Genomic DNA, 24,661 nt, shown 5'->3' on the forward strand with positions numbered 1-24,661 from the left:
CTCCTCAAGCGTGAGGAGGGCGTGGCATATCCAGGGAGGTGCTGATGGGTGGCGCATACAGGTAACCCTCGCGGGAAGGCGGCCCGCAGGTCAACGTGATCCTGCCCGCGCGGACAGGGCGTCGGCCGATGAGTTGCGCCCGCCCGCCCGGTCTACCGATCGTGGACGCCATGACACCCGCTGTACTCGTGCTGGCCGGCCCCGTCACCCGGGACGAGGTGACGGGGCTGAGCGACGAGGTCCGTGCGCTGTTGCGGACGACCCGTGCCGGGGTGGTGGTCTGCGATGTCGCCGGGCTCGGGCCGCCGGGGCTCGGCACGGTCGAGCTGCTCGCCCGGCTCCAGCTCGCGGCCCGGCGCGACGGGGGCCGGATCAGGCTCCGTGACCCCGACCCCGGCCTACACGCCCTCCTTGACCTCGTCGGCCTCCGCTTCGAGGTGGAGGGGCAGTCCGAACAGGGGGAACCAACGCTGGGTGTCGAGGAAGAAGTGGAACCCGGTGAGCCGGCCGTCTGAGATCTCCAGCACCTGTACCGCCCAGGGCGTGTGACCACCCTTCTCCGGGTCCGGCTTGTACTGGGCGAACCCCGGCAGGCCATTGACCTGCACCGGCACCAGACGTGATCCCTCGCAGGCCGAGCCCAGGGTCGTCATGAAGCCCGTGATGTCGTCGTGGCCCGTCAGCCAGAGGTCGAACGGCGGCATCGTCATGATGGCGTCCTCGTGGAGGAGGGCCGTCAGCGCCGTCATGTCGTACCCCTCGAACGCCTTCACATAGCGGTCCAGGAGTCTCTGCTGCTCCTCGTTCAGCGGGTCGGACACGGCCGCGTCGGCGCCGTGCTCCTCCCGCTCGGCGAGGGTGGCGCGGGCCCGCTGGAGGGCGCTGTTGACCGAGGCGACGGAGGTGTCGAGCAGTTCGGCGACCTCGCTCGCCTTCCACGCCAGCACCTCGCGCAGGATCAGCACCGCGCGCTGCTTGGGCGGCAGCTGCTGGAGGGCGGCCATGAAGGCGAGGCGCACGGTCTCCTTGGCGACCGCCGCCTCCGCCGGGTCCTCGACCGTCGGCAGGATGCGGTTGTCCGGCATCGGCTCCAGCCAGGTGTGGTCGGGGCGGGGGGAGAGGGCGGCCTGGGCGAGGGGGGTCGACTCCGAGAGGTCCATGGGACGGGCGCGCTTGTTGCCCGCGGTCAGCATGTCCAGGCAGACGTTCGTCGCGATGCGGTACAGCCAGGAGCGGAGGCTGGAGCGGCCCTCGAACTTGTCGTAGCTCCGCCAGGCCCGCACCAGCGTGTCCTGCACCGCGTCCTCGGCCTCGAAGGAGGAACCGAGCATGCGGTAGCAGTACCCCGTCAGCTCCGTTCGGTGTTTCTCGAGCCTGACGTCGAGGTCCGTCGTCGTAGCCGTAGCGTCCGTCATCGTCCACCCACCCCTGTGGCCGTGCTGTGCCGCGCCTTTGCGCCCACTACTCGGAAACTACCGCAGCCCACTGACAACGGCCCCTGGAGCGGACGAACACCCAGGTGGGAGGCCGTGTGCAGCACACCCTCCGGACAAACCGTTCCCCCCGGTCGACCGACCTCGACCGGGGGGAAAGGGGATGTGCGGCTCAGGCCGTCGCGACCCGCTGCTGGGCCCTGGGGCCGGCCAGGCACATTCCTGCCTGCCGCGCGGCGCCTGGCACGCACGCTCGCCGCGTTGCCGAACCACGCACGTGGCTCCGCCACGAGCGCGCTCCGGCGCCTTGCGATCGCACGCACCAGGCGCCGCGCGGCCCGCCCTTCGGGCGGACGTCAGGAATGTGCCTGGTCGGCCCTCGCCGCACGCGTACCAAGGACGGTGATCGACACCACGCCGAGCACCGCCAGCAGTCCGACCCCGACCGTCCCGGTCCAGCCGCCCGCGTGGAAGGCGAGCGCGCCGACCGTGCTGCCCGCGCTGGAGCCGATGTAGTAGGCGGACTGGTAGAGGGCCGAGGCCTGGGCGCGGCCGTGGGTGGCCGTCTTGCTGACTGCCGAGGACGCCACCGCGTGTCCGGCGAAGAAGCCGCCGGTGATCAGGACCAGGCCCAGCAGGACCAGCGCCAGGGAGCCGGCCAGGGAGAGCACCAGGCCGGCCGCCGTCGTACCGCCCGCCGCGTACAGCGCGCCCCGGCGGCCCAGGCGGCCGACCAGCCGGCCCGCCGTCGACGCGGACACCGTGCCCACCAGGTAGACCAGGAAGATCGAGCCGACGATGCCCTGGGGGAGCGAGAAGGGCGCCTCGGTCAGCCGGTAGCCGATCACCGTGTACACGCCGCCGAAGACCGTCATGAACAGCGCGCCGATCGCGTAGAGGCGGCGCAGCAGCGGATCGCCCAGGTGTTCGCGGACCGTGCCGAGCAGCACCCGCGGCCGCAGCGAGCCCGCCACGAAGTGCTTCGGCGCCGGCAGCAGAAGGCGGAACGCCACCGCGCAGGCCACCGCGATCGCGCCGATGACCCCCACGGCCACCCGCCAGCCCCACTCCTGCGCGACCCAGCCGGTGATGACCCGGCCGCTCATTCCGCCGACGCTGTTGCCGGCGACGAACAGCCCGATCGCCGTGACCAGCGCCTTCGGCCTGACCTCCTCGGCGAGATACGCCGTCGCGGAGGCGGGCAGCCCCGCCAGGGCCGCCCCCTGCACGGCCCGCAGCACGACCAGCGCGGTCAGCGAGGGCGCGAACGGGACCAGGAGACCGACCGTCACCGCGACCGCCAGTGACGCCGTCATGACCGTACGGCGTCCGAAGCGCTCCGACAGGGCGCTCATCGGCAGCACGAAGAGGGCCAGACCACCGGTCGCCGCCGCCACCGTCCAGCTCGCCTCGCTCGCCGCCACCCCGAAGTCGCCCGAGATCAGCGGGAGAAGGGCCTGCGTGGAGTACAGCAGCGCGAAGGTCGCGACACCGGCGAGGAAGAGGGCGAAGCTCATCCGGCGGTAGCCGGGGCCACCCGGGGTCAGACGGGAATCGACGACGGCAGAGGCGGCAGAGGCGGGAGATACGGCGCCCACGCGGGTGGGCGCCTCGGTACTGGCAGGCATGCTTCGAAGTTACGTACGACTCCGCTCATCCGTCCAATGCATGGATTCGCCATAATCGTTCCCATGGAGCATCAGCAGAGGTCACAGGCGCGCCTGTCACCATCCAGTGACACAGAAGACATGGTGATGGTGCTGGCCCCGCGGCTCGCCTACTTCGCCGGTGTGGCCCGCACCGAGCACGTCACCCGCGCCGCGCAGGAGATGGACGTACCCCAGTCGACCCTCTCGCGCGCCATGGTCCGCCTGGAACAGGACCTCGGCGTCGACCTGTTCGCCAGGATCGGCCGCACGGTCTCCCTCACCCCCGCGGGCCGCACCTTCCTCGCCTCCGCCGAACGCGCCCTCGCCGAGATCCAGCGCGCCGCGGACGAGGTCCGCGCGGACGCCGACCCGGCCACCGGCAAGGTCGCCTTCGGCTTCCTGCACACCATGGGCTCGGAAACGGTCCCCGGCCTCATCCGGGCCTTCCGCGCCGACCATCCCCGTGTCCGCTTCAGCCTGGTCCAGAACTACGGCGAGGCGATGATCGAACGCCTGCGGGCGGGGGAGCTGGACCTGTGTCTGACCTCCCCGGTCCCGGACGCCCCCGACCTCGTGGCCCGCCGCCTCGACGAACAGAAGCTACGGCTCGTGGTCCCCGCCGATCACCCCCTCGCGGCCCGCAGGCGGGTGCGCCTCGCCGAGGCCGCCGAGGAGTCCTTCGTCACCCTGGAGCCCGGCTACGGCCTGCGCCGCATCACGGACGACCTCTGCCAGGAGGCCGGCTTCAAGCCGAGGATCGCCTTCGAGGGAGAGGAGGCGGAGACGCTGAGAGGGCTGGTGGCGGCAGGACTGGGCGTCGCCCTCCTGCCCCCGCCGGCCTTCCCCCGCCCAGGGGTCGCGGAACTGACGGTCACGGCCCCACGCGCGGCCCGCGAGATCGGAGTGGCCTGGCTGGACGGCCACCCGGACACACCCCCGGTGGCCGCCTTCAAGAAGTTCCTGCTGTCGAGAAGGGGGAACCTGCTGCCCTGACCTACCGTCTGCGCCCGAACCCGGAGGCGAGCGGCATCCGCAGCCCCAGCGGCGGAGGCGCGGCCAGCGCGTCCTGCACAGGCCGCGACAGCGCCCGCCCGAACAGCGCTCCCATGACGAAGTCCTCGGTCAGTGCCTGTACTTCGGCCCGGTACTGATGCAGCCCGTGTCCGTCGGAGTGCACCTCGAACCGGCACACCTCCCGGTTCGCCTTCTTCGCCCGGGACGCGAGCCGGAACGACAACTCCGGGTCCGACTGCTGGTCGTTCGTGCCGTGCACGATCAGCACCCGCCGCCCCACGAGCTGCTTCACCGGTTCGGGGGCGGCCGCCACATCCACCTCGGGCAGCCAAGGAGCGAGCGCCACCACGGAGTTGACGGCCTCGTGCCCGCCCGCGCGCAGTGCGGCCCGTGCGCCCATGTCGATGCCCACCAGGGACACGGGGACGTCGCCGTAGCGCCGTACGATCTCGTCGGCGGCCCAGGTCGCGTCGTGCGCGAGATGCGCCTCGCTGCCGTTCCATCCGCGATAGCGGTAGTGCACCAGGTGTGCCGCCAGCCCGTCCGCGTGTCCCGACCGGGCGAGCCGCCGCCCCAACGCCCGTACGGCGGAGGGGAGTCGCATCGGGGCGGGCCTGCGCAGAGAGGTTTCGTCGCCGCCCGGGAGGAGCAGCACCACCCCGCTCACCGCCGCCGGGTCCGGGCCGAGTGTCCTGCCCAGTCGGGCGCTGCGAACCGGCGTCGCTTGCTGTGCCATGACAGAACAGTGTCAGAAGCGCGGGTGTACGACACGGGGCGGGGCGGTCACCGTTACGTATCGGCGGATTCGTACAACGAGCCGTCTACGCGCGTAGGCGTTAGAGTGCCAAGATGACGAGCAAGACTGACCGGATGGGGAACCCCCCGAGCTCGGACCAGATCCGCCGGGCACCCAAGGTTCTGCTGCACGATCACCTCGACGGCGGGCTGCGCCCCGGCACGATCGTCGACCTCGCCCGGGACGCCGGTTACTCCGGGCTCCCCGAGACCGACGCGGACCGACTGGGCGTCTGGTTCCGCGAAGCCGCCGACTCCGGTTCGCTGGAGCGGTACTTGGAGACCTTCTCGCACACCGTCGGCGTCATGCAGACCCGTGACGCGCTGGTGCGGGTGGCCGCCGAGTGCGCCGAGGACCTCGCCGAGGACGGTGTCGTCTACGCCGAGGTGCGCTACGCCCCCGAGCAGCACCTGGAGAAGGGCCTGACCCTCGAAGAGGTCGTCGAGGCCGTCAACGAGGGCTTCCGGGAAGGGGAGCGCAGGGCCAGGGCGAACGGCCACCGCATCCGCGTGGGCGCCCTGCTCACCGCGATGCGGCACGCGGCCCGTGCCCTGGAGATCGCCGAACTCGCCAACCGTTACCGCGACCTGGCGGGCGGCGGTGTCGTCGGCTTTGACATCGCGGGCGCGGAGGCCGGTTACCCGCCCACCCGCCACCTCGACGCCTTCGAGTACCTGAAGCGCGAGAACAACCACTTCACCATCCACGCCGGAGAGGCCTTCGGGCTGCCGTCCATCTGGCAGGCCCTGCAGTGGTGCGGCGCCGACCGGCTCGGGCACGGCGTGCGCATCATCGACGACATCCAGGTCCACGAGGACGGCACGGTCAAGCTCGGGCGGCTCGCCTCCTACGTCCGGGACAAGCGGATCCCGCTGGAGCTGTGCCCCAGCTCCAATCTGCAGACCGGGGCGGCCTCGTCGTACGCCGAGCACCCGATCGGGCTCCTGCGGCGCCTGCACTTCCGGGCGACCGTGAACACCGACAACCGGCTGATGTCCGGCACCAGTATGAGCCGGGAATTCGAGCACCTCGTCGACGCGTTCGGCTATACGCTCGACGATCTCCAGTGGTTCTCCGTCAATGCGATGAAATCAGCGTTCATTCCGTTCGATGAAAGACTCGCGATGATCAATGATGTCATCAAGCCCGGATATGCCGAGCTGAAGTCCGAATGGCTGTTCCGGCAGACCGCTTCCACCAGCGGTTCTGTGGCCGAGGAGAGCTGACCGAGCACATTCCCGGGTACGAAATGCGGGCGGGTGTTCACCATTCGTCCGCATTTCGATGTTTGCGGCCGGCGGGCCCGCCCGTTTACGGTCGTGAACCGCTGGCATTCGCGTAAACCATTTTCGAGGACGCATTTTTGAAGCAGTCTGCTGCCAAGACCCTCGGTGCCGCCGCCCTCGGTGCCGCCTTCGCCGCCACCGGCGCGGGTGCCGCGAACGCCGCTCCGGCGGTCCCGGACGCCACTCAGGCGCTCGGCTCCGTCTCCGAGGGGCTCCCCACCGAGAACGTCACCAAGGCGCTGCCGGGTGGCGGTGAGTCGCTGGCGCAGGCCCAGCCGACGCTCGGCGCGGGCCTCGCGACCGCGCAGCCCGCCGCCGAGAAGGTGCTCGCCGACGGTCGGGCCACGCCCGTCGCCGGTCTCCTCGGCGGCCTGCCGGCCGGCCAGCTCCTGCTGGGCGGCGACTCCAGCCTGAACGGCCTGCCGCTCGGCTGAGTCCGGCACTCCTCGCACGCGCCGGTGGGGCGCACGCCGTGGTCTCGGGTGCGCCCCACCGGCGTACGTGCGTAGGGGGTGTTACCAGGCGGCCTGCGCCTTCTCCTCCGAGGGGAACAGGATCCACAGCGCGATGTAGAGCAGGAACTGCGGGCCCGGCAGCAGACAGGACACCAGGAAGATCACGCGCATCGTGGTCGCGGAGGTGCCGAAGCGCCGTGCCAGCGCGGCACACACTCCGCCGATCATGCGGCCGTTGGTGGGGCGGGCAAGGCGGGACATTGCGGCTCCTTCGTGAGCGTCGGTGGTCGGGTCCGGGTGACCCTCTCCAACTGTCCTCAACGCTACGGAGACGAACGGCACAAAGCGTCGCTCTACGGTGCGATCCCGACCCTGGGAATCGTCGGGGTCCGACCCTGAGCCGGCTCCTCCTGGCGGACGGCGGTGCGCCGGCGGCGCTCGGTCCCGCGGCGGAGCCAGTGGCGTGCCGACGGCACGACCGCGAGGTGCGCGAGGGCCACGCCGGCGGTGTTCAGGAGCAGCGAGTCGATGTCGACGACCTGGCCCGGGACACCGGTCTGGAGGAGCGCGATGCCCAGGGAGATCAGGGCGCCCGCGGCGGACGTACGGATCAGGGAGCCGAGCGGAGAGGCCCACAGCCTGCCGTGCGCCATCGGGAGCAGGAAGCCGAGCGGGGCGAGCAGGGCCAGTCCCTCGCCGATACGGCGGGCCCCCTCCTGCCAGCCGAGAGCGAGGTCGGCTCGGATGCCGGCCAGCGGGTGCAGGTTGGCCGGGACGACCCAGGGCACGTCCAGCGGCCGCAGCGTGAACCAGGCGACGAACGCGAGGTGTGCGACCAGGAGGGCACCTCCTGCCACACGGACGCGAAGGGCGGCACTGCCGCCGACGAAGCCTTGACGCTGCACGACCCCCTAGACGCCCCGCTCGCCACGATCGGTTCCGGAACACCCCGAGGTACCTGGGTGAGGTCTGCGCCACACGTGGTCGTCGGACCCCCGTCAGCCGCCCGTCACCTCGCTCGACGCGGGCTGCCGGCTGCCCGGCTGGGAGCGGACCTCGTCCGTGCACTCGTAGCGGCGCAGAGGGGCGGTCGTGGGGCCGCCGAGGATGACGGAACCGTCGCCCTCGGCCGCGGCCGAGTCGGAGAACGTGCACACCAGCTGGGCGAGGGCGTAGGCGGAGAGCTCGGTGGGTGGGGTGCTCAGCCGGAGCGTGTCCTCGGGGTCCTTGGCGCGCGGTCCGCTGACGGTCATGCCGCCGCGCACATACGTCTGGTACCCGGCCTCCCGCTCGGCTGCCGACGGTGTCTCGGCGAGCTGGTCGAGGAGCCCCTGGGCGACCAGCACCCTTCGCGCGGAGTCCGCGGTCCCGTCCGGGACCCTGAGGCTCCGGTCCACGGCCACCAGCGACGACCCGCACAGCAGGAACACCTGTACGGCCAGCCCTCGCGAGGCCTGCGTCGCCGTGTCCGGCTCGGACAACGAACACCGCACCCGCGAGGGCGCAGGACCGAAGTCGGTGGGCACCTCGGTGGAGCGGATCCCGCACCCGGCGACCAGCAGCCCGAGCAGGGGCAACGCCAGCAGCCGGCGTACGTTCCGCCCGGGGCGCGCCCCTTCCGACCGTACGGCCTGCCCCCGGTGTCGCCTCTCGGAGCTCATCAGGCGTCCCCCTTCTTCGACGCGCCGTCGTCCTTCTTGGCCTCCAGGAGTTCCTCGGCCAGCTCCGAGGCGTCCCGGGGGAGCCGCAGCGTGAAGACGGCGCCTCCGTCGGGGGAGTTCGCCGCGGTGATCTCGCCGCCGTGGATGTGGGCGTTCTCCCGGGCGATGGACAGACCGAGGCCGCTGCCCTCGGAGCGGGGGCGGGAGGCGCTGGCCTTGTAGAAGCGGTCGAAGACGTGCGGGAGGACGTCCTCGGGGATGCCGGGGCCGTGGTCGCGGACCCCGATGACCACCTCGTCGGCCGCCGTGCGCACCGCCACCCGCACCGGGGAGCCGCCGTGCTTGAGGGCGTTGCCGATGAGGTTGGCCAGGATCACGTCGAGGCGGCGCGGGTCGAGGCGGGCGTGGATGCCGCGCTCGGCGTCCAGTTCCACCGCGTCCAGCCACGCGCGCGCGTCGATGCACGCGGTGATCTGGTCGGCCACGTCGACGTCGTCGAGGACCAGCCGGGCCGTACCCGCGTCGAAGCGGGTGACCTCCATGAGGTTCTCGACCAGGTCGTTGAGCCTGCGCGTCTCGCTGACCACCAGCCGCACGGCCGGCTCGATCATCGGGTCCACCGAGCCGGTCTCCGCCTCCAGCTCCTCCTCCAGGATCTCCGTGACGGCGGTGATCGCGGTGAGCGGCGTACGGAGTTCATGGCTCATGTCCGCCACGAAGCGCCGTGAGGCGTCGTCGCGGGCGGCCATGTCGGCGACCCGTTTCTCCAGCGCCTGGGCCGCGTGGTTGAACGTCCTCGAGAGGTCGGCGAGTTCGTCGGTGCCCGTCACGCTGAGCCGGGTGTCCAGCTTGCCCTCGCCGAGCCGGCGCGCGGCGACCCCGAGCCGGTGCACCGGCTTCAGTACGGTCGTCGCGGCGGCCTGCGCGAGCAGCGCGGAGCCGATCAGGGCCAGCCCGGTGGCGATACCCAGCGACCAGGCGAGGGAGTTGAGGTCCTTGGCCTCCGGCTCGAGGGACGTGAGCATGTAACCGGTCGGGCCGCCGCCGATCACCCTCGTGCCGGCGACCAGATACGGGGTGTCGTGGTCGACGGTCCGCTGCCAGTACAGGTGGTAGGCGTACTTGTTGGCGGAGTCGACCTTCTGCTTCTCGTTCACCGCCTCGCGCAGCGACACGGGCACGTCCTGGAGCGTGAAGCCGTCCAGGGCGCCCGAATTGCCGTACACCGTCCTGCCGTTGGCGTCGTCGGCGACGAGCAGCACGCTGAAGCGCTGGCTGCTGCCCGCCATCTGCCCCGCCGCCTGCTGGAGTTCGTCCTGCGTGGGGTCCTCGGGCAGGGCGCCCGCGCGGTTCTGCATCTCCTGCTGGAAGTCCCGCAGCACCGCGTCCTGGGCGCGGGTGAGTACCGCCTCGCGGTTGAGCCAGTAGGCGATCCCGGACGCGGACACGGCGGCGGTCAGCGCCACCAGGCCGAAGACGACCACGAGCCGCAGGCGCAGACTGGTGAAACGCAGCCGTGACCACACACCCTTGCGAGCCGCGAACCAGCCGCGGAGCCCCCCTTGCGCTTCGGTCACTGAGGCGTGTCCAGCCGATAACCCACGCCCCGCACGGTACGGATCAGCGTCGGGGACGACGGCACGTCCTCGACCTTGGCGCGCAGCCGCTGCACACAGGCGTCCACCAGGCGCGAGTCACCGAGGTAGTCGTGCTCCCAGACCAGCCGCAGCAACTGCTGCCGCGACAGGGCCTGGCCGGGCCGCCGGCTCAGCTCCAGGAGCAGCCTGAGTTCGGTGGGCGTGAGCTGGAGGTCCTCGCCGTTCTTCGTCACGGTCATGGCCGCGCGGTCGATGACCAGGGAGCCGAAGCTCGCCGCGTCGGTCGACTCGCGTTCCCCGCGTCGCAGCACGGCCCGGATCCGGGCGTCCAGCACCCGCCCCTGGATCGGCTTGACGACATAGTCGTCGGCGCCGGACTCCAGTCCGACGACGATGTCGATGTCGTCGTTGCGCGCGGTCAGCAGAATGATCGGCAGCTGGTCCGTGCGCCGGATGCGCCGGCACACCTCGAACCCGTCGATGCCGGGCAGCATGACATCCAGCACGATCAGGTCCGGCCGCTGCTCACGCAGCAGCTTCAGGCCGTCCTCGCCGGTGGCAGCGGTGGCAACCCGGTGGCCCTGGCGCGTGAGGCTCAGCTCCAGGGCCGTACGGATGGCGTCGTCGTCCTCGATCAGCAACAGGGAAGGCACGGGCTCATTCTGGCCCATGGAGGGGGTGCGGTACGACCTGTGGGGACAGGCAGTCCTTACGGCACCCATCCGTGGGTCCGCTGTGCAATTCCTGAGACGGGCCCCTGTGACAGGTCTGTGACAGTCGGCGGACACGGCCATGAAGGTGCGAGGGCAAGCTTCTCGGCACGGGCAAGGCAGCACCGCCCGAGCAGACCGAACACCGGAAGTCCACGACGGGGGGCGCGAGATGAACACGCTGCACAGCATCAGCACCAGCGCAGTGGTCACGCGGCTGCACGACGTGACCCGGGGTTCCGAGAAGTCCGGTGCCGTGAGCGGGCGGGGGTGCGCTCGCGGCACCGGGCGTCAGCACACCGCGTACATGTCGGTGGTTGACACCTTCACGGGGGAATCGCACGGGGGATCGTCGTACAGGGAGGACACGGGGGAGCGTCGTTCGCTGTCGGAGGCGGAGTTCACCGCCTACGTCCAGGAGCGCCGCGCCTCCCTGTACGCCACCGCGTACCACCTGACCGGGGACCGCTTCGAGGCCGAGGACCTGCTGCAGAGCGCGCTGTTCTCGACGTACAGGGCATGGGACCGGATCAGCGACAAGGCCGCGGTCGGGGGCTACCTCCGCCGCACCATGACGAACCTGCACATCAGCGCGTGGCGCCGCCGCAAGCTGAACGAATACGACCGACCGAGGAACTGCCGGAGACGCCCGGCGACACGGACGCGATGCGCGGCACGGAGCTGCGCGCGGTCCTGTGGCAGGCGCTGGCCCGGCTGCCCGAACTCCAGCGGACGATGCTGGTCCTCCGTTACTACGAGGGCCGCACCGACCCGGAGATCGCGGAGATCCTCGACATCAGTGTCGGCACGGTGAAGTCCAGCATCTGGCGGTCGCTCCGCCGGCTGCGCGAGGACGAGGTCCTCAGCTTCGGCCGTGACGAGGAGAACGCCTTCGGGGAGCTCGTCGCCTGAGGGTGGGGGGAGCAAGGAACGGGGGGCCAGGGGTGCCGGCTGGGGGGCCGGTACCCGGGGGGATCAACGGGGGTCACGGGGGACCCACGGGGACAGCGGGGAAGCACCAAGAAGCGGGACCGGAGGGCCGGGGGGTCCGTCCGGTCCCGCTTTGGTGTGTGCTCAGCGGTGGAGGTCCATGAGGATCGCCTCGCCGGGCGAGTCACCCACCGCGATCGCCTCGGCGGGATCCACTCCGTCGACCGCGTACGCGCCGGTCGTCCCCTCAGCGATCGTGACCCCGGGATCGCCCGGAGTGTCGTCGCACTCGGCGATCGTGGCGGTGCCGAGCCTCTCGCCCACGGTGAAGCCGGTCTTCTCCGTGGGCAGATAGTCCCGGTTCTCGAACGTCACCACCCCCGCGCACGAGGACGCGGCCTCGCCGCCCGACGTACAGCCGGCGACGGCCGCGAGGAGAGCGACCGCGAGGATCCGGAGGGCAGTTGTCATCGGGTTCCTTCCGAGGTGACCGTTTTCCGGTCCTACGACGGAGAAGGCGCCGAAGTCGTTCGGTCTGGCCGCTCAGGCGGCCGGAGTCGCCGCCGGCCGGTGCCCCGCTGCCGCGACGGTCAGGCGGCTCAGGGCCTCGTCCTTGTCGCAGGGGTGGGCGCCGAGGGCGGTCTGGCGGGCGACGATCGAGCGCTCCAGGCGCATCAGGCGCCAGCCGCGGCGCAGCAGGAACGGCACCGACTTGCGGCCCTCGCGCAGATCCCGAAGGAACCGGCGGCGGAACGTCCGCACCGGACCCCGGCTCAGGCACAGCGCGTCGGCCAGCACGCCGAGCTCCCGGCAGCGGGTGACGATCTCGGCGGCGAAGATGCCCTCCGCGATGAACAGCGGGGTCCGGCCCATGTCGACCGCCTCCTCGCCGGTGCGGGCGCTCAGCGAGATGTCGTAGACCGGGATCTTCGTACGGCCCGTGCGGCACAGTTCCACGATCGCCGCCACCGCGGTGTCCGCGTCCCAGGACCCGGGGTGGTCCCAGTCGATGTCGGAGCTCCCCGCCACCAGCGGCAGCGTCGGGTCGTCGCCCTCCTTGTAGAAGTCGTCGAGCCTGAGAACCGGAAGACCGGACCGGGCCGAGAGAAGGGACTTGCCGGAGCCGGAGGGGCCGCAGAGCAGCACGACTCGCGTCGGTATGGGCGGTTGGGAACTCACGGGACACCAGTGTGAGGCATTCACCTGCTGTTCATCGACCCCGCGGGCGGGCTTTGAAGCGTGCGTCACACCTCAACCACCCTTCGTGTCGACGCGATGACCCAGTGCACGGAAAAGGTGGCGGAAACACATGGCACGACATGCGAACCCGACAGTCGGGCGCACGCTCATCGCCCTCGCCACCGCGGGTGTCGCACTCGGCGCAGGCGCCAAAGTGGCCGCCGCGGACACCGAGCCGGTCGCCGGCATGGTGGGCGCCCGGCCGGCCTCGCTGGGCAACATCGACCCGCGGGCCGGGGTGCAGGTGCCCACCGGCTCCGTCGGCTACGTCACCGGCCCGGTCGCCGGTCTCGAGCCGAAGCCGCTGGCGGGGACCGGGGTGGACCCGTTGGACAACGGGGTGGCGACGCAGCTCGGCGACTCCCAGCCGATTGCTTCACGGGCGCTTTGGGGGCCCGTTGCGCAGGCGCAGTCGATCGGGAGCATGCCGGTGGTGGGGCAGGTGGCGGGCTTGCCGAACAACTGATCCCGGTACGACGGCAGGAGAACCGCGTCCCCCCCGGACGGAGGGGAGGCGCGGCTCTCCGGTATCGCGGCCCGTTGTCAGTACGACGAGCCCGACGCCCCCAGGGAACCCGTCGGGTGCCAGACCGTCTTCGTCTCCAGGAAGGCCGTCAGGCGGTCGATGCCCGGAGTCGCCGACCAGTTGTCCACAGGCTGTGGACGCAGGACGCGCTTCAGGTTGTCCGCGGCCGCGATCTCCAGCTCCTTCGCGAGAACCTCGTCCGCGCCCGCCAGGTCGATCGCGTTGACGTCCTGGTGGGACGCCAGGGGAGTCGCGATCTCCGCGGTGCGGCCCGAGAGGACGTTGACGACGCCTCCGGGGACGTCGGAGGTGGCCAGCACCTCGCCCAGGGACAGCGCCGGGAGCGGGGACTTCTCGCTCGCCACCACGATCGCCGTGTTGCCCGTGGCGATCACCGGAGCCACCACCGAGACCAGGCCCAGGAACGACGACTCCTGCGGGGCCAGGACGGCCACCACGCCCGTCGGCTCGGGGGAGGACAGGTTGAAGTACGGGCCCGCCACCGGGTTGCCGCCGCCCACCACCTGGGCGATCTTGTCGGTCCAGCCCGCGTACCAGACCCAGCGGTCGATCGTCGCCTCGACCTGCTCGGCCGCCCTGGACTTGGACAGACCTTCGGCGTCGGCCACCTCGTGGACGAACTGCGCCTTGCGGCCCTCCAGCATCTCCGCGACGCGGTAGAGGACCTGGCCGCGGTTGTACGCCGTCGCGCCGGACCAGCCGCCGAACGCCTTGCGCGCGGCCACGACCGCGTCACGGGCGTCCTTGCGGCTCGACTGCGGCGCGTTCGCCAGCCACCTGCCCTTGGAGTCGGTCACTTCGTACACCCGGCCGCTTTCGGAGCGGGGGAACTTGCCCCCGACGTAGAGCTTGTAGGTCTTGAAGACGCTCAAACGGTCATTGCGCTCAGACATCGAGGTACGCCTCCAGGCCGTGGCGACCGCCCTCGCGGCCGAAGCCCGACTCCTTGTAGCCGCCGAACGGCGACGTCGGGTCGAACTTGTTGAACGTGTTGGACCAGACGACCCCGGCCCGGAGTTTGTTCGCCACCGCCAGGATCCGCGATCCCTTCTCCGTCCAGATGCCTGCCGAGAGGCCGTACTGGGTGTTGTTGGCCTTGGCGACGGCCTCGTCCGGGGTGCGGAAGGTGAGGACCGACAGCACCGGGCCGAAGATCTCGTCGCGGGCGATGGTGTGCGCCTGGGTGACGTTCGTGAAGAGCGTCGGGGCGAACCAGTAGCCGGAGGAGGGGAGTTCGCACTCCGGGGACCAGGGCTCGGCACCCTCGGCCGCGCCCTTCTCGACGAGCGAGGTGATCCGCGACAGCTGCTCGGCGGAGTTGATCGCGCCGATGTCGGTGTTCTTGTCGAGCGGGTCGCCGAGGCGGAGGGTGGACAGGCGGCGCTTGAGGGAGTCCAGCAGCTCGTCCTGGATCGACTCCTGGACGAGAAGGCGGGAGCCCGCGCAGCAGACCTGGCCCTGGTTGAAGAAGATGCCGTTGACGATCCCCTCCACCGCCTGGTCGATCGGGGCGTCGTCGAAGACGATGTTGGCGCCCTTGCCGCCCAGTTCGAGCGTGACCTTCTTGCGGGTGCCCGCGACGGTCCGCGCGATCTCCTTGCCCACGGCGGTGGAGCCGGTGAAGGCCACCTTGTCGACGTCCGGGTGCGCGACGAGCGCGGCGCCCGTGTCGCCGTAGCCCGGAAGGATGTTGACGACACCCCTGGGCAGGCCGGCCTGACGGCAGATGTCCGCGAAGAACAGCGCCGACAGGGGGGTCGTCTCCGCAGGCTTCAGGACGACGGTGTTGCCGGTCGCCAGCGCCGGGGCGATCTTCCACGCCAGCATCAGGAGCGGGAAGTTCCACGGGATGACCTGGCCGGCCACGCCGAGGGGCTTCGGGGAGGCACCGAACCCGGCGTGCTCCAGCTTGTCGGCCCAGCCCGCGTAGTAGAAGAAGTGCGCGGCGACCAGGGGGAGGTCGGCGTCGCGGGTCTCCTTGATGGGCTTGCCGTTGTCCAGCGTCTCCAGGACGGCGAGCTCGCGGCTGCGCTCCTGGATGATCCGGGCGATGCGGAACAGGTACTTGGCGCGCTCGGGGCCGGGCAGCGCCGACCACTTCTCGAAGGCCTTGCGGGCGGCCTTCACCGCGCGGTCCACGTCCTCGGAACCGGCCTGGGCGACCTCGGAGAGGACCTCCTCGGTGGACGGCGAGACGGTCTTGAAGACCTTGCCGTCGGCCGCGTCCACGAACTCGCCGTCGATGAACAGGCCGTAGGACGGCGCGATGTCGACGACCGAGCGGGACTCGGGTGCGGGTGCGTAATCGAATGCCGATGCCATGGTGATCAGTCCACCGTCACGTAGTCGGGGCCGGAGTAGCGGCCGGTGGCCAGCTTCTGACGCTGCATCAGCAGGTCGTTCAGGAGCGAGGAGGCGCCGAAGCGGAACCAGTGGTTGTCCAGCCAGTCCTCGCCCGCGGTCTCGTTGACCACCACGAGAAACTTGATGGCGTCCTTGGACGTCCTGATGCCGCCGGCCGGCTTCACGCCCACCTGGATGCCGGTCTGCGCACGGAAGTCACGCACCGCCTCCAGCATCAGAAGAGTGTTCGCCGGGGTGGCGTTCACCGCGACCTTGCCGGTGGACGTCTTGATGAAGTCCGCGCCGGCCAGCATGCCGAGCCAGCTCGCGCGGCGGATGTTGTCGTACGTCGACAGTTCGCCCGTCTCGAAGATGACCTTGAGCCGGGCGGCCGTACCGCAGACCTCGCGCACGGCGACGATCTCGTCGTACACCTTCATGTACCTGCCGGAGAGAAACGCCCCGCGGTCGATGACCATGTCGACCTCGTCGGCGCCCGCGGCCACCGCGTCGCGCACGTCGGCCAGCTTCACGTCGAGGGCGGCGCGGCCGGCCGGGAACGCGGTGGCCACGGAGGCGACCTTCACGCCGGAACCGGCCACGGCTTCCTTCGCCACGGGCACCATGTCGGGATAGACACAGACCGCGGCCGTGGCGGGGGTCGTCCGGTCGGTCGGATCGGGGCGGGCCGCCTTGGCGCCGAGCGCCCGGACCTTGCCCGGGGTGTCCGCGCCTTCCAGCGTCGTCAGGTCGACCATCGAGATGGCGAGGTCGATGGCGTACGCCTTGGCGGTCGTCTTGATGGAACGGGTACCGAGCGAGGCGGCACGCGCCTCCAGGCCGACCGCGTCCACGCCGGGCAGCCCGTGAAGGAACCGGCGCAGCGTGCTGTCGGACGCGGTCACGTCCGTGAGCGGGTGTGCGGCTGATGCAGTGGTGGGCATGGTCACCAGACGAGCATATCTACGCGCGTAGCGGCTGTACACCCCGGTGTGCGGGTTCTGATGGCACCCGCACACCGACACCCACCCGGGCCGCGCTTAGGATCGGCCTCATGACGACCGCACCCCCCGAGTCCAGGGACCGCATCTACCGCTCACCCATGGCGCTGATCGGCGGCTCCCTCGTCCTCGTCATCATCGGCTGGCTCGGCATCGACGCCGTCGTCTCCGGCACCGGCCGCACCCCCTGGCTGGCTCTCGCCACCCTGATCCTCGTCGTCCCGCTGGTCGTCGCCTTCACGCTGCGCCCGGCCGTCTTCGCGAACCACGACCGCCTGCGCATCCGCAATCCCTTCCGCGTGATCGTCGTGCCGTGGGGCGAGGTCGAGATGCTGCGCTCCGGCTACTCGAACGAGGTGCTCGTCAAGTCCGGCGCGAAGTACCAGCTGTGGGCGATCCCGGTCTCCCTGCGCGGCCGCAAGAAGGCGGCACGGCAGACGGCCCAGCAGAGCGCCCGGCAGTCGTCGGGACGCGGTTCCACCAGGGGCCTCGGTCTGTTCGGCGGCGGAATGCAGCCGGACGGTTTCGGCGGTCGTACGCCCGTCCCGGAGGGGCCCACCCGGGCCGAGACCGACAAGATCATCGACGAACTGCGCGAGATGCTGGAGGCCCGCGGGAAGGCACAGACCTCCCAGGGCGAGGTGACCGTGCGGTGGGCGTACGAGATCGTCGGTCCGGCGGTGGCCGGGGCGGTGCTTCTGACGATCCTGGTGGCCCTCGGGTGACGCGTTTGGGGGGCCACGTGTTGTCGTGGCGTCTGCCGAACCCGGGACTGCCGTCATCAAGATGAGCGTGCGGCAGCGGTGAGGCGCCCCCGTCAGACGTACGGCGATCGGAAGCAGGAGCGGGAAGGCCGGCAGCAGGTAGCGGGCTCGGGGGACGTAGACGCCGCCGCTGGTCAGGACGTGCGGTCCCGGGCCGACAGGGCCACAGGCCACCGACGCCGGCAGCGTGACCGTCACCGGTGCGTCCACCGTTGCCCGGGGGTGGGCGGGGAGCCTGGAGCAACAGTCCTGGATGAATCACCCGATGGGATGCCGTGGGGTGGTGCGGGTGGGCTGAACGGGTGAGGGGTGGCCCAGACGGGGGCCGCCCATCGGTTTGGGTGCGGGTTGCTGCCGGCGGGGGCAGGTGCCGGGTGCTGTCGGCAGGTTCGGCTGTCAGCTGCGGCCGACGGGACCTCGCGCACCTGCGCCGAATGCGGGCACATCGACCGGGCGAACCGGGTCTCCCAGGCCTTCCTCGCATGCCGGAACTGCGGATTCGTTGATCACGCAGACCGATGGGGGCACCTCCCGCTCGAGCGAAGCCGAGAGTGGGGGAGGCTCCCGCAACATCCGCGCCCGCGCGTGGAAGGTGTGGCGACGCGGGGCCCAGTCAACGGCCCCCGCCCCACCCCGGACATCCCGGGGCGGGCTGGACGCAGACGCAGCATCACAGCCAGTGATGCCCGTTGTGCAAGCCCGGGACTTTAGTCCCGGGTATTTGACTCCCGGGTAGTTGACATGCCGGCCGCCGCCGACAGGTCCCGCTTGATGGCGGTCAGGAGGTCGGTCGCCCGGGCGTGGGCCGTGGGGAGATCGGCGTGTGTGGCGATGGGGACGACCACTTCCAGGTAGCACTTCAGCTTCGGTTCGGTGCCGCTCGGGCGGACGACGACCCGGGCGCCGTCCAGCGTGTAGCGCAGGCCGTCGGTGGGCGGGAGACGGTCCGTGCCCCGCGTCAGGTCCTCAGCCTTGGTGATGGCCAGGCCAGCGAGCTCGGTCGGCGGGTGCTCGCGCAGCTGCTCCATCGCTCGGGCGATGACCGACAGGTCCTTCACGCGGACCGCGAGCTGGTCCGTGGCGTGCAGGCCGTGGTCCACGGCGAGGTCGTCGAGGAGGTCGAGGAGCGTGCGGTTCTGTTCCTTCAGTTCGGAGGCGAGCTCCGTGATGAGCAGGGCCGCGGTGATGCCGTCCTTGTCCCGTACGCCCTCGGGGTCCACGCAGTAGCCGAGGGCCTCTTCGTAGCCGTAGCGCAGGCCCTGCACCCGGGCGATCCACTTGAAGCCGGTGAGGGTCTCCTCGTAGGGAAGGCCCGCCTTCTCGGCGATCCTGCCGAGGAGGGAGGAGGAGACGATCGACTCCGCGAAGGTGCCGTGCGCTCCGCGGGTCACGAGGTGGGCGGCGAGGAGGGCGCCCACCTCGTCGCCGCGGAGCATGCGCCAGGTGTCGTCCCGCTTGACGGCGACCGCGCAGCGGTCCGCGTCGGGGTCGTTCGCGATGATCAGGTCGGGGTTCGTCTCGCGGGCCTTCGCGAAGGCCAGGTCCATCGCGCCGGGCTCTTCCGGGTTGGGGAAGGCGACGGTCGGGAAGTCGGGGTCGGGGTCGGCCTGCTCGGCGACGAGTTCCGGGGCGGGGAAGCCGGCACGCTCGAAGGCGGCGAGCAGAGTGTCCTTGCCCACGCCGTGCATCGCGGTGTAGACGGTGCGGGCGGTGCGGGGGGAGTTCTCGGCGAGTACGGCGTCCGTGCGGGCCAGATAGGCGTTCAGGACGGCGTCGTCGAGGGTCTGCCAGCCGGTGTCCGGGCGGGGGACGTCGTTCAGGCTCGCGATCGCTGCGATCTCGGCGGCGATGTCCGCGTCGGCGGGCGGGACGATCTGGGAGCCGTCGCCGAGGTAGACCTTGTAGCCGTTGTCGCGGGGCGGGTTGTGGCTGGCGGTGACCTCCACGCCTGCCACCGCGCCGAGGTGCCGTATGGCGAAGGCCAGGACGGGGGTGGGGAGGGGGCGGGGGAGGACGGCGGCCTTCAGGCCTGCGCCGGTCATCACGGCTGCCGTGTCCCGCGCGAAGTCGGCGGACTTGTGGCGGGCGTCGTAGCCGATGACCACGAGGCCGTCGGTACTGCCGTGCTTCTTGAGGTACGCGGCGAGGCCGGCGGCGGCTCGGATGACGACCGTGCGGTTCATGCGCATCGGCCCTGCACCGATTTCGCCGCGCAGGCCGGCGGTGCCGAACTGGAGGGTGCCGCTGAAGCGTGCGGTGAGCTCGGTGACGTCACCGGCTTCGAGGAGCTTGGCGAGCTCGTCGCGGGTGTCCGGGTCGGGGTCCTCGGCGAGCCAGGTCCTGGCCCGGGCGATGAGATCGTCGTGCACGGTTGCGTCAGCCTCTCGTTGTGTCGTTGTGTGCGGGTCCGGTGGGGGCGGGCGTTGTGCGCAGTTCCCCGCGCCCCTGGATGCCTGCGGCGGCCCGTTGCGGCTTCGGTGGGGGCTTGTGTAGCGCGTGCGGTGTGTTGTGGGTCGGGGCCGGGGTGGGGGGTGTCCGTCCTCGGTCCGGCGGCTCGGTCCATTGAGCAGTACTGGATGACGGACGCCGGCCGCTGCGGGCGGACACCCCCCACCCCGTCCCCTTGCCGCCGTACGCGGCTACCGGCCCGTCGTGGCGCGCGGTGCGGCGAACGGTCCGTCGTGGTGCGGGTGACTGCAACTCCCCAGGGGCGCGGGGAACTGCGCGACCAGCCACAACGGGCCCGCACCCGCCATACGAAAGCACCCGGCACCTCCATGGGCAATCCTTAGATCCGCCCGAGCACCTGTGCCAGCAGCGAGCCCATCCGGGTCGCGCTGTCACGGCCCGCCTGGAGAACCTCCTCGTGGTTCAGCGGCTCACCCGTCATGCCCGCGGCGAGGTTCGTCACCAGCGAGATACCCAGGATCTCCGCCCCCGCCTCGCGCGCGGCGATCGCTTCGAGGACCGTCGACATGCCCACCAGGTCCGCGCCGATGACGCGGGCCATGCGGATCTCGGCCGGGGTCTCGTAGTGCGGGCCGGGGAACTGGGCGTAGACGCCCTCCTCCAGGCTCGGGTCGATCTCCTTGCACAGGGCACGCAGGCGGGGCGAGTAGAGGTCCGTGAGGTCCACGAAGTTCGCGCCGATGATCGGGGACGTCGCCGTGAGGTTGATGTGGTCGCTGATCAGGACCGGCTGGCCGGGGCGCATGCCCTCGCGGAGGCCGCCGCAGCCGTTGGTGAGGACGATGGTCTTGCAGCCGGCGGCCACGGCGGTGCGGACCCCGTGGGCGACGGCGGCGACACCGCGGCCCTCGTAGTAGTGCGTGCGGCCCAGGAAGACCAGGGCCCGCTTCTCGCCGATCTTGTACGAGCGGATCGTGCCGCCGTGCCCCTCCACCGCCGGTGGCGGGAAACCGGGCAGCTCGGTGACCTGGAGCTCGGCGTCGGGGGCACCGAGGGCGTCCACCGCCGGTGCCCAGCCGGAGCCCATCACGAGGGCGACGTCGTGGGTCTCGGCGCCGGTCAGTTCGCGCAGGCGCGCGGCGGCGGCGTCAGCGGCGCCATGCGGGTCGCCCTGGATGTCGTCCGGAAGAAGAGATGCGTTCACGCGGATGAGGGTAGCCGGTCCGGGCCTACGCGCGTAGATGACAGAGCTGACGGGATGGCGATCGTTGTCTTGTCGTTTCCAACCAATGGTGTGACGCCGGTGACCTGTGTGATTCAGCAGGGGCGCTTGCGGAGTTCCATGACGTAGTCGTGGGGTGCGCCCGCCGATTCCGCCGCGTCGGCCACCTCGCCCAGATAGCGGGCGGAGGGCAGGCCGCCCTCGTAGCCGTTCAGGACGTACGTCCAGGCCTGCTCCTGGCCCTCCAGCGTGTGGACGCGGATGCGGGTGCGGCGGTATATGTCCAGGCCCACGCCCTCCCAGCGGTCCATCGACTCGTCGTCGGCGGGCGCGATCTCGTAGAGCGCCACGAACACCTGGGAGAGGGGGTCCTCGACGATCGTCGCGAGTGCGCCCTCCCAGCCCATGTGCTCGCCCCCGAAGGTCAGCCGCCACCCGTTGAGCCACCCCGTGGCGCGCATCGGCGAGTGCGGGGCGCGGCGGGTCATCAGCCGCGCGTCGAGGTTGCCGGCGTAGGCGGCGTAGAGCGACATGGGTCGAGGGTACGGCAGCCTTCCCCGGCGTCTCTCCCGTAACAGTGGCATCTCGGGGCGGCCCCCGGGCCGTGGCACCTCGGGGCGTGCGGGACAATGGAGTACGTGACTCGGATCGTGATCATCGGTGGCGGACCCGGCGGATACGAGGCGGCCCTGGTGGCCGCCCAACTCGGCGCGGAGGTGACCGTCGTCGACTGCGACGGTCTGGGCGGAGCGTCGGTGCTGACCGACTGCGTGCCGTCGAAGACCCTTATCGCTACGGCCGAGGTCATGACGACCTTCGATTCGTCGTACGAGGAACTGGGGATCATCGTCGCCGACGACACCCCACCACTCGAACAGGCCGCCCGGGTGGTGGGCGTCGACCTGGGGAAGGTCAACCGGCGTGTGAAGCGGCTCGCCCTCGCCCAGTCGCACGACATCACCGCCTCCGTGACGCGTGCCGGTGCCCGGGTGCTGCGCGGGCGCGGGCGCCTCGAGGGCATGCAGGCCCTCGACGGGTCGCGGAAGGTCGTGGTGCGGGCCGCCGACGGGAGCGAGGAGACGCTCGTCGCCGACGCCGTGCTCATCGCCACCGGTGGGCATCCCCGTGAGCTGCCCGACGCCCAGCCCGACGGCGAGCGCATCCTCAACTGGACCCAGGTCTACGACCTCACCGAGCTGCCGGAAGAGCTCATCGTCGTCGGTTCCGGTGTCACCGGTGCCGAGTTCGCCGGCGCCTATCAGGCGCTCGGCTCCAAGGTGACGCTGGTGTCCTCGCGGGATCGGGTGCTGCCCGGGGAGGACCCGGACGCGGCCGCGGTCCTCGAGGACGTCTTCCGGCGGCGCGGCATGAACGTCATGGGGCGTACCCGTGCCCAGTCCGCCAAGCGGGTCGGGGACCGGGTCGAGGTCACGCTGGCGGACGGGCGGGTCATCAGCGGGTCGCACTGTCTGATGGCCGTGGGTGCCATTCCGAACAGCGCCGGGATGGGGCTGGAGGAAGCGGGCGTCAGGCTGCGCGAGTCCGGGCACATCTGGACCGACAAGGTGTCCAGGACCTCGGCTCCCGGTGTGTACGCCGCCGGTGACGTGACCGGCGTGTTCGCGCTGGCGTCCGTGGCCGCCATGCAGGGGCGGATCGCCATGTACCACTTCCTCGGTGACGCGGTGGCCCCGCTGAACCTGAAGACGGTCTCGTCGAACGTCTTCACCGACCCGGAGATCGCCACCGTCGGCTACTCGCAGGCGGATGTGGACGGCGGCAAGATCGACGCCCGGTCCGTGAAGCTCCCGCTGCTGCGCAACCCGCGCGCGAAGATGCAGGGCATCCGCGACGGCTTCGTCAAGATCTTCTGCCGGCCGGGAACCGGGATCGTCGTCGGCGGTGTCGTCGTCGCGCCCCGCGCCTCGGAACTGATCCATCCCATCTCGATCGCGGTCGACAACAATCTGACGGTCGAACAGATCGCGAACGCTTTCACCGTTTACCCCTCCCTTTCGGGGTCGATCGCCGAGGTGGCACGGCAGTTGCACACGCGCAAGGAGACCGGGGGAGCCTGACGGCCGAAAGCGATTCCTGCCTGGTCACGGGGAGTTGTCGACCATTCGTGCGGCATAGGCGGGGGGATTAGGCCCTATACCACTTCCCGCCCAGCTGTGCGAACATCTTCTGCTATTCGGCGCAAACAGCTGAAAGCAGACGGTCGCCCGCGTTACTGTCAGTTTCGTGTTCGCTGCAGAACGTCGCCAATTGATCCTCGAAATGGTGCGAGCCAACGGGGCTGTATCGCTCCGTGAGCTCGCCCGCGTCGTCCAGACCTCCGAAGTGACCGTACGGCGGGACGTGCGCGCACTGGAGGCAGAAGGACTCCTCGACCGCCGACATGGCGGTGCGGTATTGCCGGGCGGGTTCACGCGAGAGTCCGGCTTTCCGCAGAAATCGCATCTCGCGACCGCCGAGAAGACGGCCATCGCCGATCTCGCCGCGGGGCTCGTAGAAGAAGGCGAGGCCATTGTGGTGGGGGCGGGTACCACCACCCAGGAGCTGGCGCGCCGGCTCGCCCGGGTTCCCGGGTTGACCGTCGTGACCAATTCCCTTCTGGTGGCCCAGGCGCTCGCCCATGCCAACCGGGTGGAGGTCGTGATGACCGGCGGCACCCTGCGCGGTTCCAACTACGCACTGGTGGGTTCGGGCGCGGAACAGTCGCTCCAGGGGCTCAGGGTCTCGCGGGCCTTCCTCTCCGGGAGCGGGCTCACCGCCGAGCGCGGTCTTTCCACGTCCAACATGCTGTCGGCGTCCGTGGACCGGGCGCTGGTGCAGGCCGCCGCGGAGGTCGTGGTCCTCGCCGACCACACCAAGCTCGGTACGGACACGATGTTCCAGACCGTGCCGACGGACCTGATCACCCGGCTTGTCACCGACGAGCCCCCGGCCCACGACGACCGGGCCGCCACGGAACTCCAGGCGCTCGCCGACCAGGGGGTGCAGATCGCCGTGGCCGGCGCGTCGGGAGCACCGGGGGGTGACCAGGTCCCGGCGCGGCAGCAACAGCGCCGGGACGTGCCCCTGCCAGGCCCCCGCCGCGGCCAGGTCTCCTCACCGGGTCCCGCTCTTCGCACGGCCACGGCCCTGGGTGAGCCGATTCCGGGTGCGGAGCGGGCACGGGTGGCGGATCTGCGCCGCCGGTGAGCCCTTTCGGCCCGCGCGATACCGCCGGGTCGCTTGAGGGGCGGGGCTGCCTCGCGGTTGCCAGTACGCGGGGGCGGGGGTGTCGTGCGGCACGGGGTGGCGAACTCGGCGGGGCTGCTCCGGGCGGGGGCCGGTACGAGGTGTGGGGTGCGCCAGCCGGATGCGGCTCGCGTGCATAGGGTTTGGCGTGCGGGTCGACCGCCGCGGGTGGGATCGGGCGGGGGTGCGGGGCCGGCGACGGGTTGGTCTCTCGGGACGGCTCCGGTGCAAGCCTTTGCGGTGGCCGGTGCTTCGCGGGGCGCAGGGTTTTGGGCGGTCGGCCTCGGCCTCGCAGGTTCTCGGTTTGGCCGGCGGCTTCAGTCGGCCTCGCAGGTTCCGGGTGCGGGGGCCTGACCGC

At 71.0% G+C, this 24,661-nt stretch carries 24 protein-coding genes and 1 pseudogene; 9 read left to right on the forward strand and 16 right to left on the reverse strand.

Annotated elements, in window-relative coordinates:
- Positions 1 to 128 precede the first annotated feature (128 nt).
- Positions 129 to 515 carry an STAS domain-containing protein gene (locus QF027_RS30605; RefSeq protein WP_307078334.1) on the forward strand — a complete coding sequence of 129 codons (387 nt, stop codon included), beginning with the start codon at positions 129 to 131 and terminating at the stop codon, positions 513 to 515.
- Here QF027_RS30605 and QF027_RS30610 read toward each other — a convergent pair.
- Complete coding sequence (locus tag QF027_RS30610; protein ID WP_307078337.1) at positions 399 to 1,415, reverse strand: sigma-70 family RNA polymerase sigma factor; 1,017 nt, start codon at positions 1,413 to 1,415, stop codon at positions 399 to 401. The two genes, QF027_RS30605 and QF027_RS30610, sit on opposite strands and share 117 nt — an antisense overlap.
- A 374-nt stretch (positions 1,416 to 1,789) precedes the next feature.
- Positions 1,790 to 3,061, reverse strand: coding sequence for an MFS transporter (locus QF027_RS30615; RefSeq protein ID WP_307078339.1), 1,272 nt, complete (start codon positions 3,059 to 3,061; stop codon positions 1,790 to 1,792).
- 63 nt (positions 3,062 to 3,124) lie between these two features.
- On the opposite strand from QF027_RS30615, the gene QF027_RS30620 reads away from it, so the two are divergent.
- On the forward strand, positions 3,125 to 4,075 hold the full coding sequence (locus tag QF027_RS30620) for a LysR family transcriptional regulator (protein ID WP_306977101.1): 951 nt from the start codon (positions 3,125 to 3,127) through the stop codon (positions 4,073 to 4,075).
- 1 nt (position 4,076) lies between these two features.
- On the opposite strand, the gene QF027_RS30625 is transcribed toward QF027_RS30620, so the two are convergent.
- Positions 4,077 to 4,832 carry an alpha/beta hydrolase gene (locus QF027_RS30625; protein WP_306977099.1) on the reverse strand — a complete coding sequence of 252 codons (756 nt, stop codon included), beginning with the start codon at positions 4,830 to 4,832 and terminating at the stop codon, positions 4,077 to 4,079.
- 113 nt (positions 4,833 to 4,945) lie between these two features.
- On the opposite strand from QF027_RS30625, the gene QF027_RS30630 reads away from it, so the two are divergent.
- Positions 4,946 to 6,118 (forward strand): adenosine deaminase, encoded by a 1,173-nt coding sequence (locus QF027_RS30630; RefSeq protein ID WP_307078341.1) that lies wholly within the window; start codon positions 4,946 to 4,948, stop codon positions 6,116 to 6,118.
- Positions 6,119 to 6,255: 137 nt separating this feature from the next.
- Positions 6,256 to 6,612 carry an ATP-binding protein gene (locus QF027_RS30635; protein ID WP_307078343.1) on the forward strand — a complete coding sequence of 119 codons (357 nt, stop codon included), beginning with the start codon at positions 6,256 to 6,258 and terminating at the stop codon, positions 6,610 to 6,612.
- An 81-nt stretch (positions 6,613 to 6,693) separates the two neighbouring features.
- Here the strand turns inward: QF027_RS30635 and QF027_RS30640 are convergent, their stop codons facing one another.
- From QF027_RS30640 to afsQ1, 5 genes are all read right to left on the reverse strand, one after another.
- The gene (locus QF027_RS30640; RefSeq protein WP_037718826.1) at positions 6,694 to 6,894 is read right to left on the reverse strand and encodes a PspC domain-containing protein; all 201 of its coding nucleotides are present in this window, start codon (positions 6,892 to 6,894) and stop codon (positions 6,694 to 6,696) included.
- A gap of 92 nt (positions 6,895 to 6,986) precedes the next feature.
- Positions 6,987 to 7,538, reverse strand: a complete 552-nt coding sequence (locus tag QF027_RS30645) for a VanZ family protein (RefSeq protein ID WP_306977093.1) — start codon at positions 7,536 to 7,538, stop codon at positions 6,987 to 6,989.
- Positions 7,539 to 7,631: 93 nt separating this feature from the next.
- On the reverse strand, positions 7,632 to 8,294 hold the full coding sequence (locus QF027_RS30650) for a hypothetical protein (protein ID WP_307078345.1): 663 nt from the start codon (positions 8,292 to 8,294) through the stop codon (positions 7,632 to 7,634).
- Positions 8,294 to 9,871, reverse strand: a complete 1,578-nt coding sequence (locus QF027_RS30655; RefSeq protein ID WP_306977089.1) for a sensor histidine kinase — start codon at positions 9,869 to 9,871, stop codon at positions 8,294 to 8,296. Before QF027_RS30655 ends, QF027_RS30650 begins: the two co-directional genes overlap by 1 nt.
- Complete coding sequence (afsQ1, locus tag QF027_RS30660; protein ID WP_037718821.1) at positions 9,868 to 10,545, reverse strand: two-component system response regulator AfsQ1; 678 nt, start codon at positions 10,543 to 10,545, stop codon at positions 9,868 to 9,870. Before afsQ1 ends, QF027_RS30655 begins: the two co-directional genes overlap by 4 nt.
- A 229-nt stretch (positions 10,546 to 10,774) precedes the next feature.
- Here afsQ1 and QF027_RS30665 point away from each other — a divergent pair.
- A pseudogene (locus QF027_RS30665) lies at positions 10,775 to 11,514 on the forward strand (SigE family RNA polymerase sigma factor).
- Between the two features lie 162 nt (positions 11,515 to 11,676).
- On the opposite strand, the gene QF027_RS30670 reads toward QF027_RS30665, so the two are convergent.
- On the reverse strand, positions 11,677 to 12,003 hold the full coding sequence (locus QF027_RS30670) for a DUF6281 family protein (RefSeq protein WP_306977083.1): 327 nt from the start codon (positions 12,001 to 12,003) through the stop codon (positions 11,677 to 11,679).
- A 72-nt stretch (positions 12,004 to 12,075) separates the two neighbouring features.
- Positions 12,076 to 12,735 (reverse strand): uridine kinase, encoded by a 660-nt coding sequence (locus QF027_RS30675; protein WP_307082546.1) that lies wholly within the window; start codon positions 12,733 to 12,735, stop codon positions 12,076 to 12,078.
- Positions 12,736 to 12,841: 106 nt separating this feature from the next.
- Here QF027_RS30675 and QF027_RS30680 point away from each other — a divergent pair, with 106 nt between their 5' ends.
- Positions 12,842 to 13,237 (forward strand): hypothetical protein, encoded by a 396-nt coding sequence (locus tag QF027_RS30680; RefSeq protein ID WP_307078347.1) that lies wholly within the window; start codon positions 12,842 to 12,844, stop codon positions 13,235 to 13,237.
- Between the two features lie 77 nt (positions 13,238 to 13,314).
- Here the strand turns inward: QF027_RS30680 and QF027_RS30685 are convergent, their stop codons facing one another.
- From QF027_RS30685 to deoC, 3 genes are read right to left on the reverse strand one after another with little or no spacing between them, the layout of a single operon-like run.
- Complete coding sequence (locus QF027_RS30685; RefSeq protein ID WP_306977079.1) at positions 13,315 to 14,211, reverse strand: aldehyde dehydrogenase family protein; 897 nt, start codon at positions 14,209 to 14,211, stop codon at positions 13,315 to 13,317.
- Positions 14,204 to 15,640 (reverse strand): aldehyde dehydrogenase family protein, encoded by a 1,437-nt coding sequence (locus QF027_RS30690; RefSeq protein ID WP_307078349.1) that lies wholly within the window; start codon positions 15,638 to 15,640, stop codon positions 14,204 to 14,206. The genes QF027_RS30685 and QF027_RS30690 overlap by 8 nt, the downstream gene beginning before the upstream one ends.
- 5 nt (positions 15,641 to 15,645) lie before the next feature.
- Positions 15,646 to 16,605: a deoxyribose-phosphate aldolase gene (deoC, locus tag QF027_RS30695; RefSeq protein ID WP_306986558.1), complete on the reverse strand. Its 960-nt coding sequence runs from the start codon at positions 16,603 to 16,605 to the stop codon at positions 15,646 to 15,648.
- 110 nt (positions 16,606 to 16,715) lie between these two features.
- On the opposite strand from deoC, the gene QF027_RS30700 reads away from it, so the two are divergent.
- Positions 16,716 to 17,387, forward strand: a complete 672-nt coding sequence (locus QF027_RS30700) for a PH domain-containing protein (RefSeq protein WP_306977074.1) — start codon at positions 16,716 to 16,718, stop codon at positions 17,385 to 17,387.
- A 746-nt stretch (positions 17,388 to 18,133) separates the two neighbouring features.
- On the opposite strand, the gene QF027_RS30710 is transcribed toward QF027_RS30700, so the two are convergent.
- From QF027_RS30710 to QF027_RS30720, 3 genes are all read right to left on the reverse strand, one after another.
- Entirely contained in the window at positions 18,134 to 19,795 is a 1,662-nt protein-coding gene (locus QF027_RS30710; protein WP_307078353.1) for a phospho-sugar mutase, read from the reverse strand.
- Positions 19,796 to 20,214: 419 nt separating this feature from the next.
- Positions 20,215 to 21,039: a purine-nucleoside phosphorylase gene (locus QF027_RS30715; RefSeq protein ID WP_306977068.1), complete on the reverse strand. Its 825-nt coding sequence runs from the start codon at positions 21,037 to 21,039 to the stop codon at positions 20,215 to 20,217.
- Positions 21,040 to 21,152: 113 nt separating this feature from the next.
- Positions 21,153 to 21,590: a gamma-glutamylcyclotransferase gene (locus QF027_RS30720; RefSeq protein ID WP_307078355.1), complete on the reverse strand. Its 438-nt coding sequence runs from the start codon at positions 21,588 to 21,590 to the stop codon at positions 21,153 to 21,155.
- A 96-nt stretch (positions 21,591 to 21,686) separates the two neighbouring features.
- On the opposite strand from QF027_RS30720, the gene QF027_RS30725 reads away from it, so the two are divergent.
- Positions 21,687 to 23,135 (forward strand): NAD(P)H-quinone dehydrogenase, encoded by a 1,449-nt coding sequence (locus QF027_RS30725; protein ID WP_306977065.1) that lies wholly within the window; start codon positions 21,687 to 21,689, stop codon positions 23,133 to 23,135.
- Positions 23,136 to 23,301: 166 nt separating this feature from the next.
- On the forward strand, positions 23,302 to 24,264 hold the full coding sequence (locus QF027_RS30730) for a DeoR/GlpR family DNA-binding transcription regulator (RefSeq protein ID WP_306977063.1): 963 nt from the start codon (positions 23,302 to 23,304) through the stop codon (positions 24,262 to 24,264).
- Positions 24,265 to 24,661 lie beyond the last annotated feature (397 nt).

Origin of the sequence: Streptomyces canus (genome assembly GCF_030816965.1) — a bacterium.
Classification (GTDB): Bacteria; Actinomycetota; Actinomycetes; order Streptomycetales; family Streptomycetaceae; genus Streptomyces; species Streptomyces canus_E.

Coding starts and splice junctions, on each gene's coding strand:
- QF027_RS30605 (WP_307078334.1), top strand. CDS start 129: ATGAGTTGCGCCCGCCCGCCCGGTCTACCGATCGTGGACGCCATGACA.
- QF027_RS30610 (WP_307078337.1), bottom strand. CDS start 1,415: ATGACGGACGCTACGGCTACGACGACGGACCTCGACGTCAGGCTCGAG.
- QF027_RS30615 (WP_307078339.1), bottom strand. CDS start 3,061: ATGCCTGCCAGTACCGAGGCGCCCACCCGCGTGGGCGCCGTATCTCCC.
- QF027_RS30620 (WP_306977101.1), top strand. CDS start 3,125: ATGGAGCATCAGCAGAGGTCACAGGCGCGCCTGTCACCATCCAGTGAC.
- QF027_RS30625 (WP_306977099.1), bottom strand. CDS start 4,832: ATGGCACAGCAAGCGACGCCGGTTCGCAGCGCCCGACTGGGCAGGACA.
- QF027_RS30630 (WP_307078341.1), top strand. CDS start 4,946: ATGACGAGCAAGACTGACCGGATGGGGAACCCCCCGAGCTCGGACCAG.
- QF027_RS30640 (WP_037718826.1), bottom strand. CDS start 6,894: ATGTCCCGCCTTGCCCGCCCCACCAACGGCCGCATGATCGGCGGAGTG.
- QF027_RS30650 (WP_307078345.1), bottom strand. CDS start 8,294: ATGAGCTCCGAGAGGCGACACCGGGGGCAGGCCGTACGGTCGGAAGGG.
- QF027_RS30670 (WP_306977083.1), bottom strand. CDS start 12,003: ATGACAACTGCCCTCCGGATCCTCGCGGTCGCTCTCCTCGCGGCCGTC.
- QF027_RS30680 (WP_307078347.1), top strand. CDS start 12,842: ATGGCACGACATGCGAACCCGACAGTCGGGCGCACGCTCATCGCCCTC.
- QF027_RS30685 (WP_306977079.1), bottom strand. CDS start 14,211: ATGTCTGAGCGCAATGACCGTTTGAGCGTCTTCAAGACCTACAAGCTC.
- QF027_RS30690 (WP_307078349.1), bottom strand. CDS start 15,640: ATGGCATCGGCATTCGATTACGCACCCGCACCCGAGTCCCGCTCGGTC.
- deoC (WP_306986558.1), bottom strand. CDS start 16,605: ATGCCCACCACTGCATCAGCCGCACACCCGCTCACGGACGTGACCGCG.
- QF027_RS30700 (WP_306977074.1), top strand. CDS start 16,716: ATGACGACCGCACCCCCCGAGTCCAGGGACCGCATCTACCGCTCACCC.
- QF027_RS30720 (WP_307078355.1), bottom strand. CDS start 21,590: ATGTCGCTCTACGCCGCCTACGCCGGCAACCTCGACGCGCGGCTGATG.
- QF027_RS30725 (WP_306977065.1), top strand. CDS start 21,687: ATGGAGTACGTGACTCGGATCGTGATCATCGGTGGCGGACCCGGCGGA.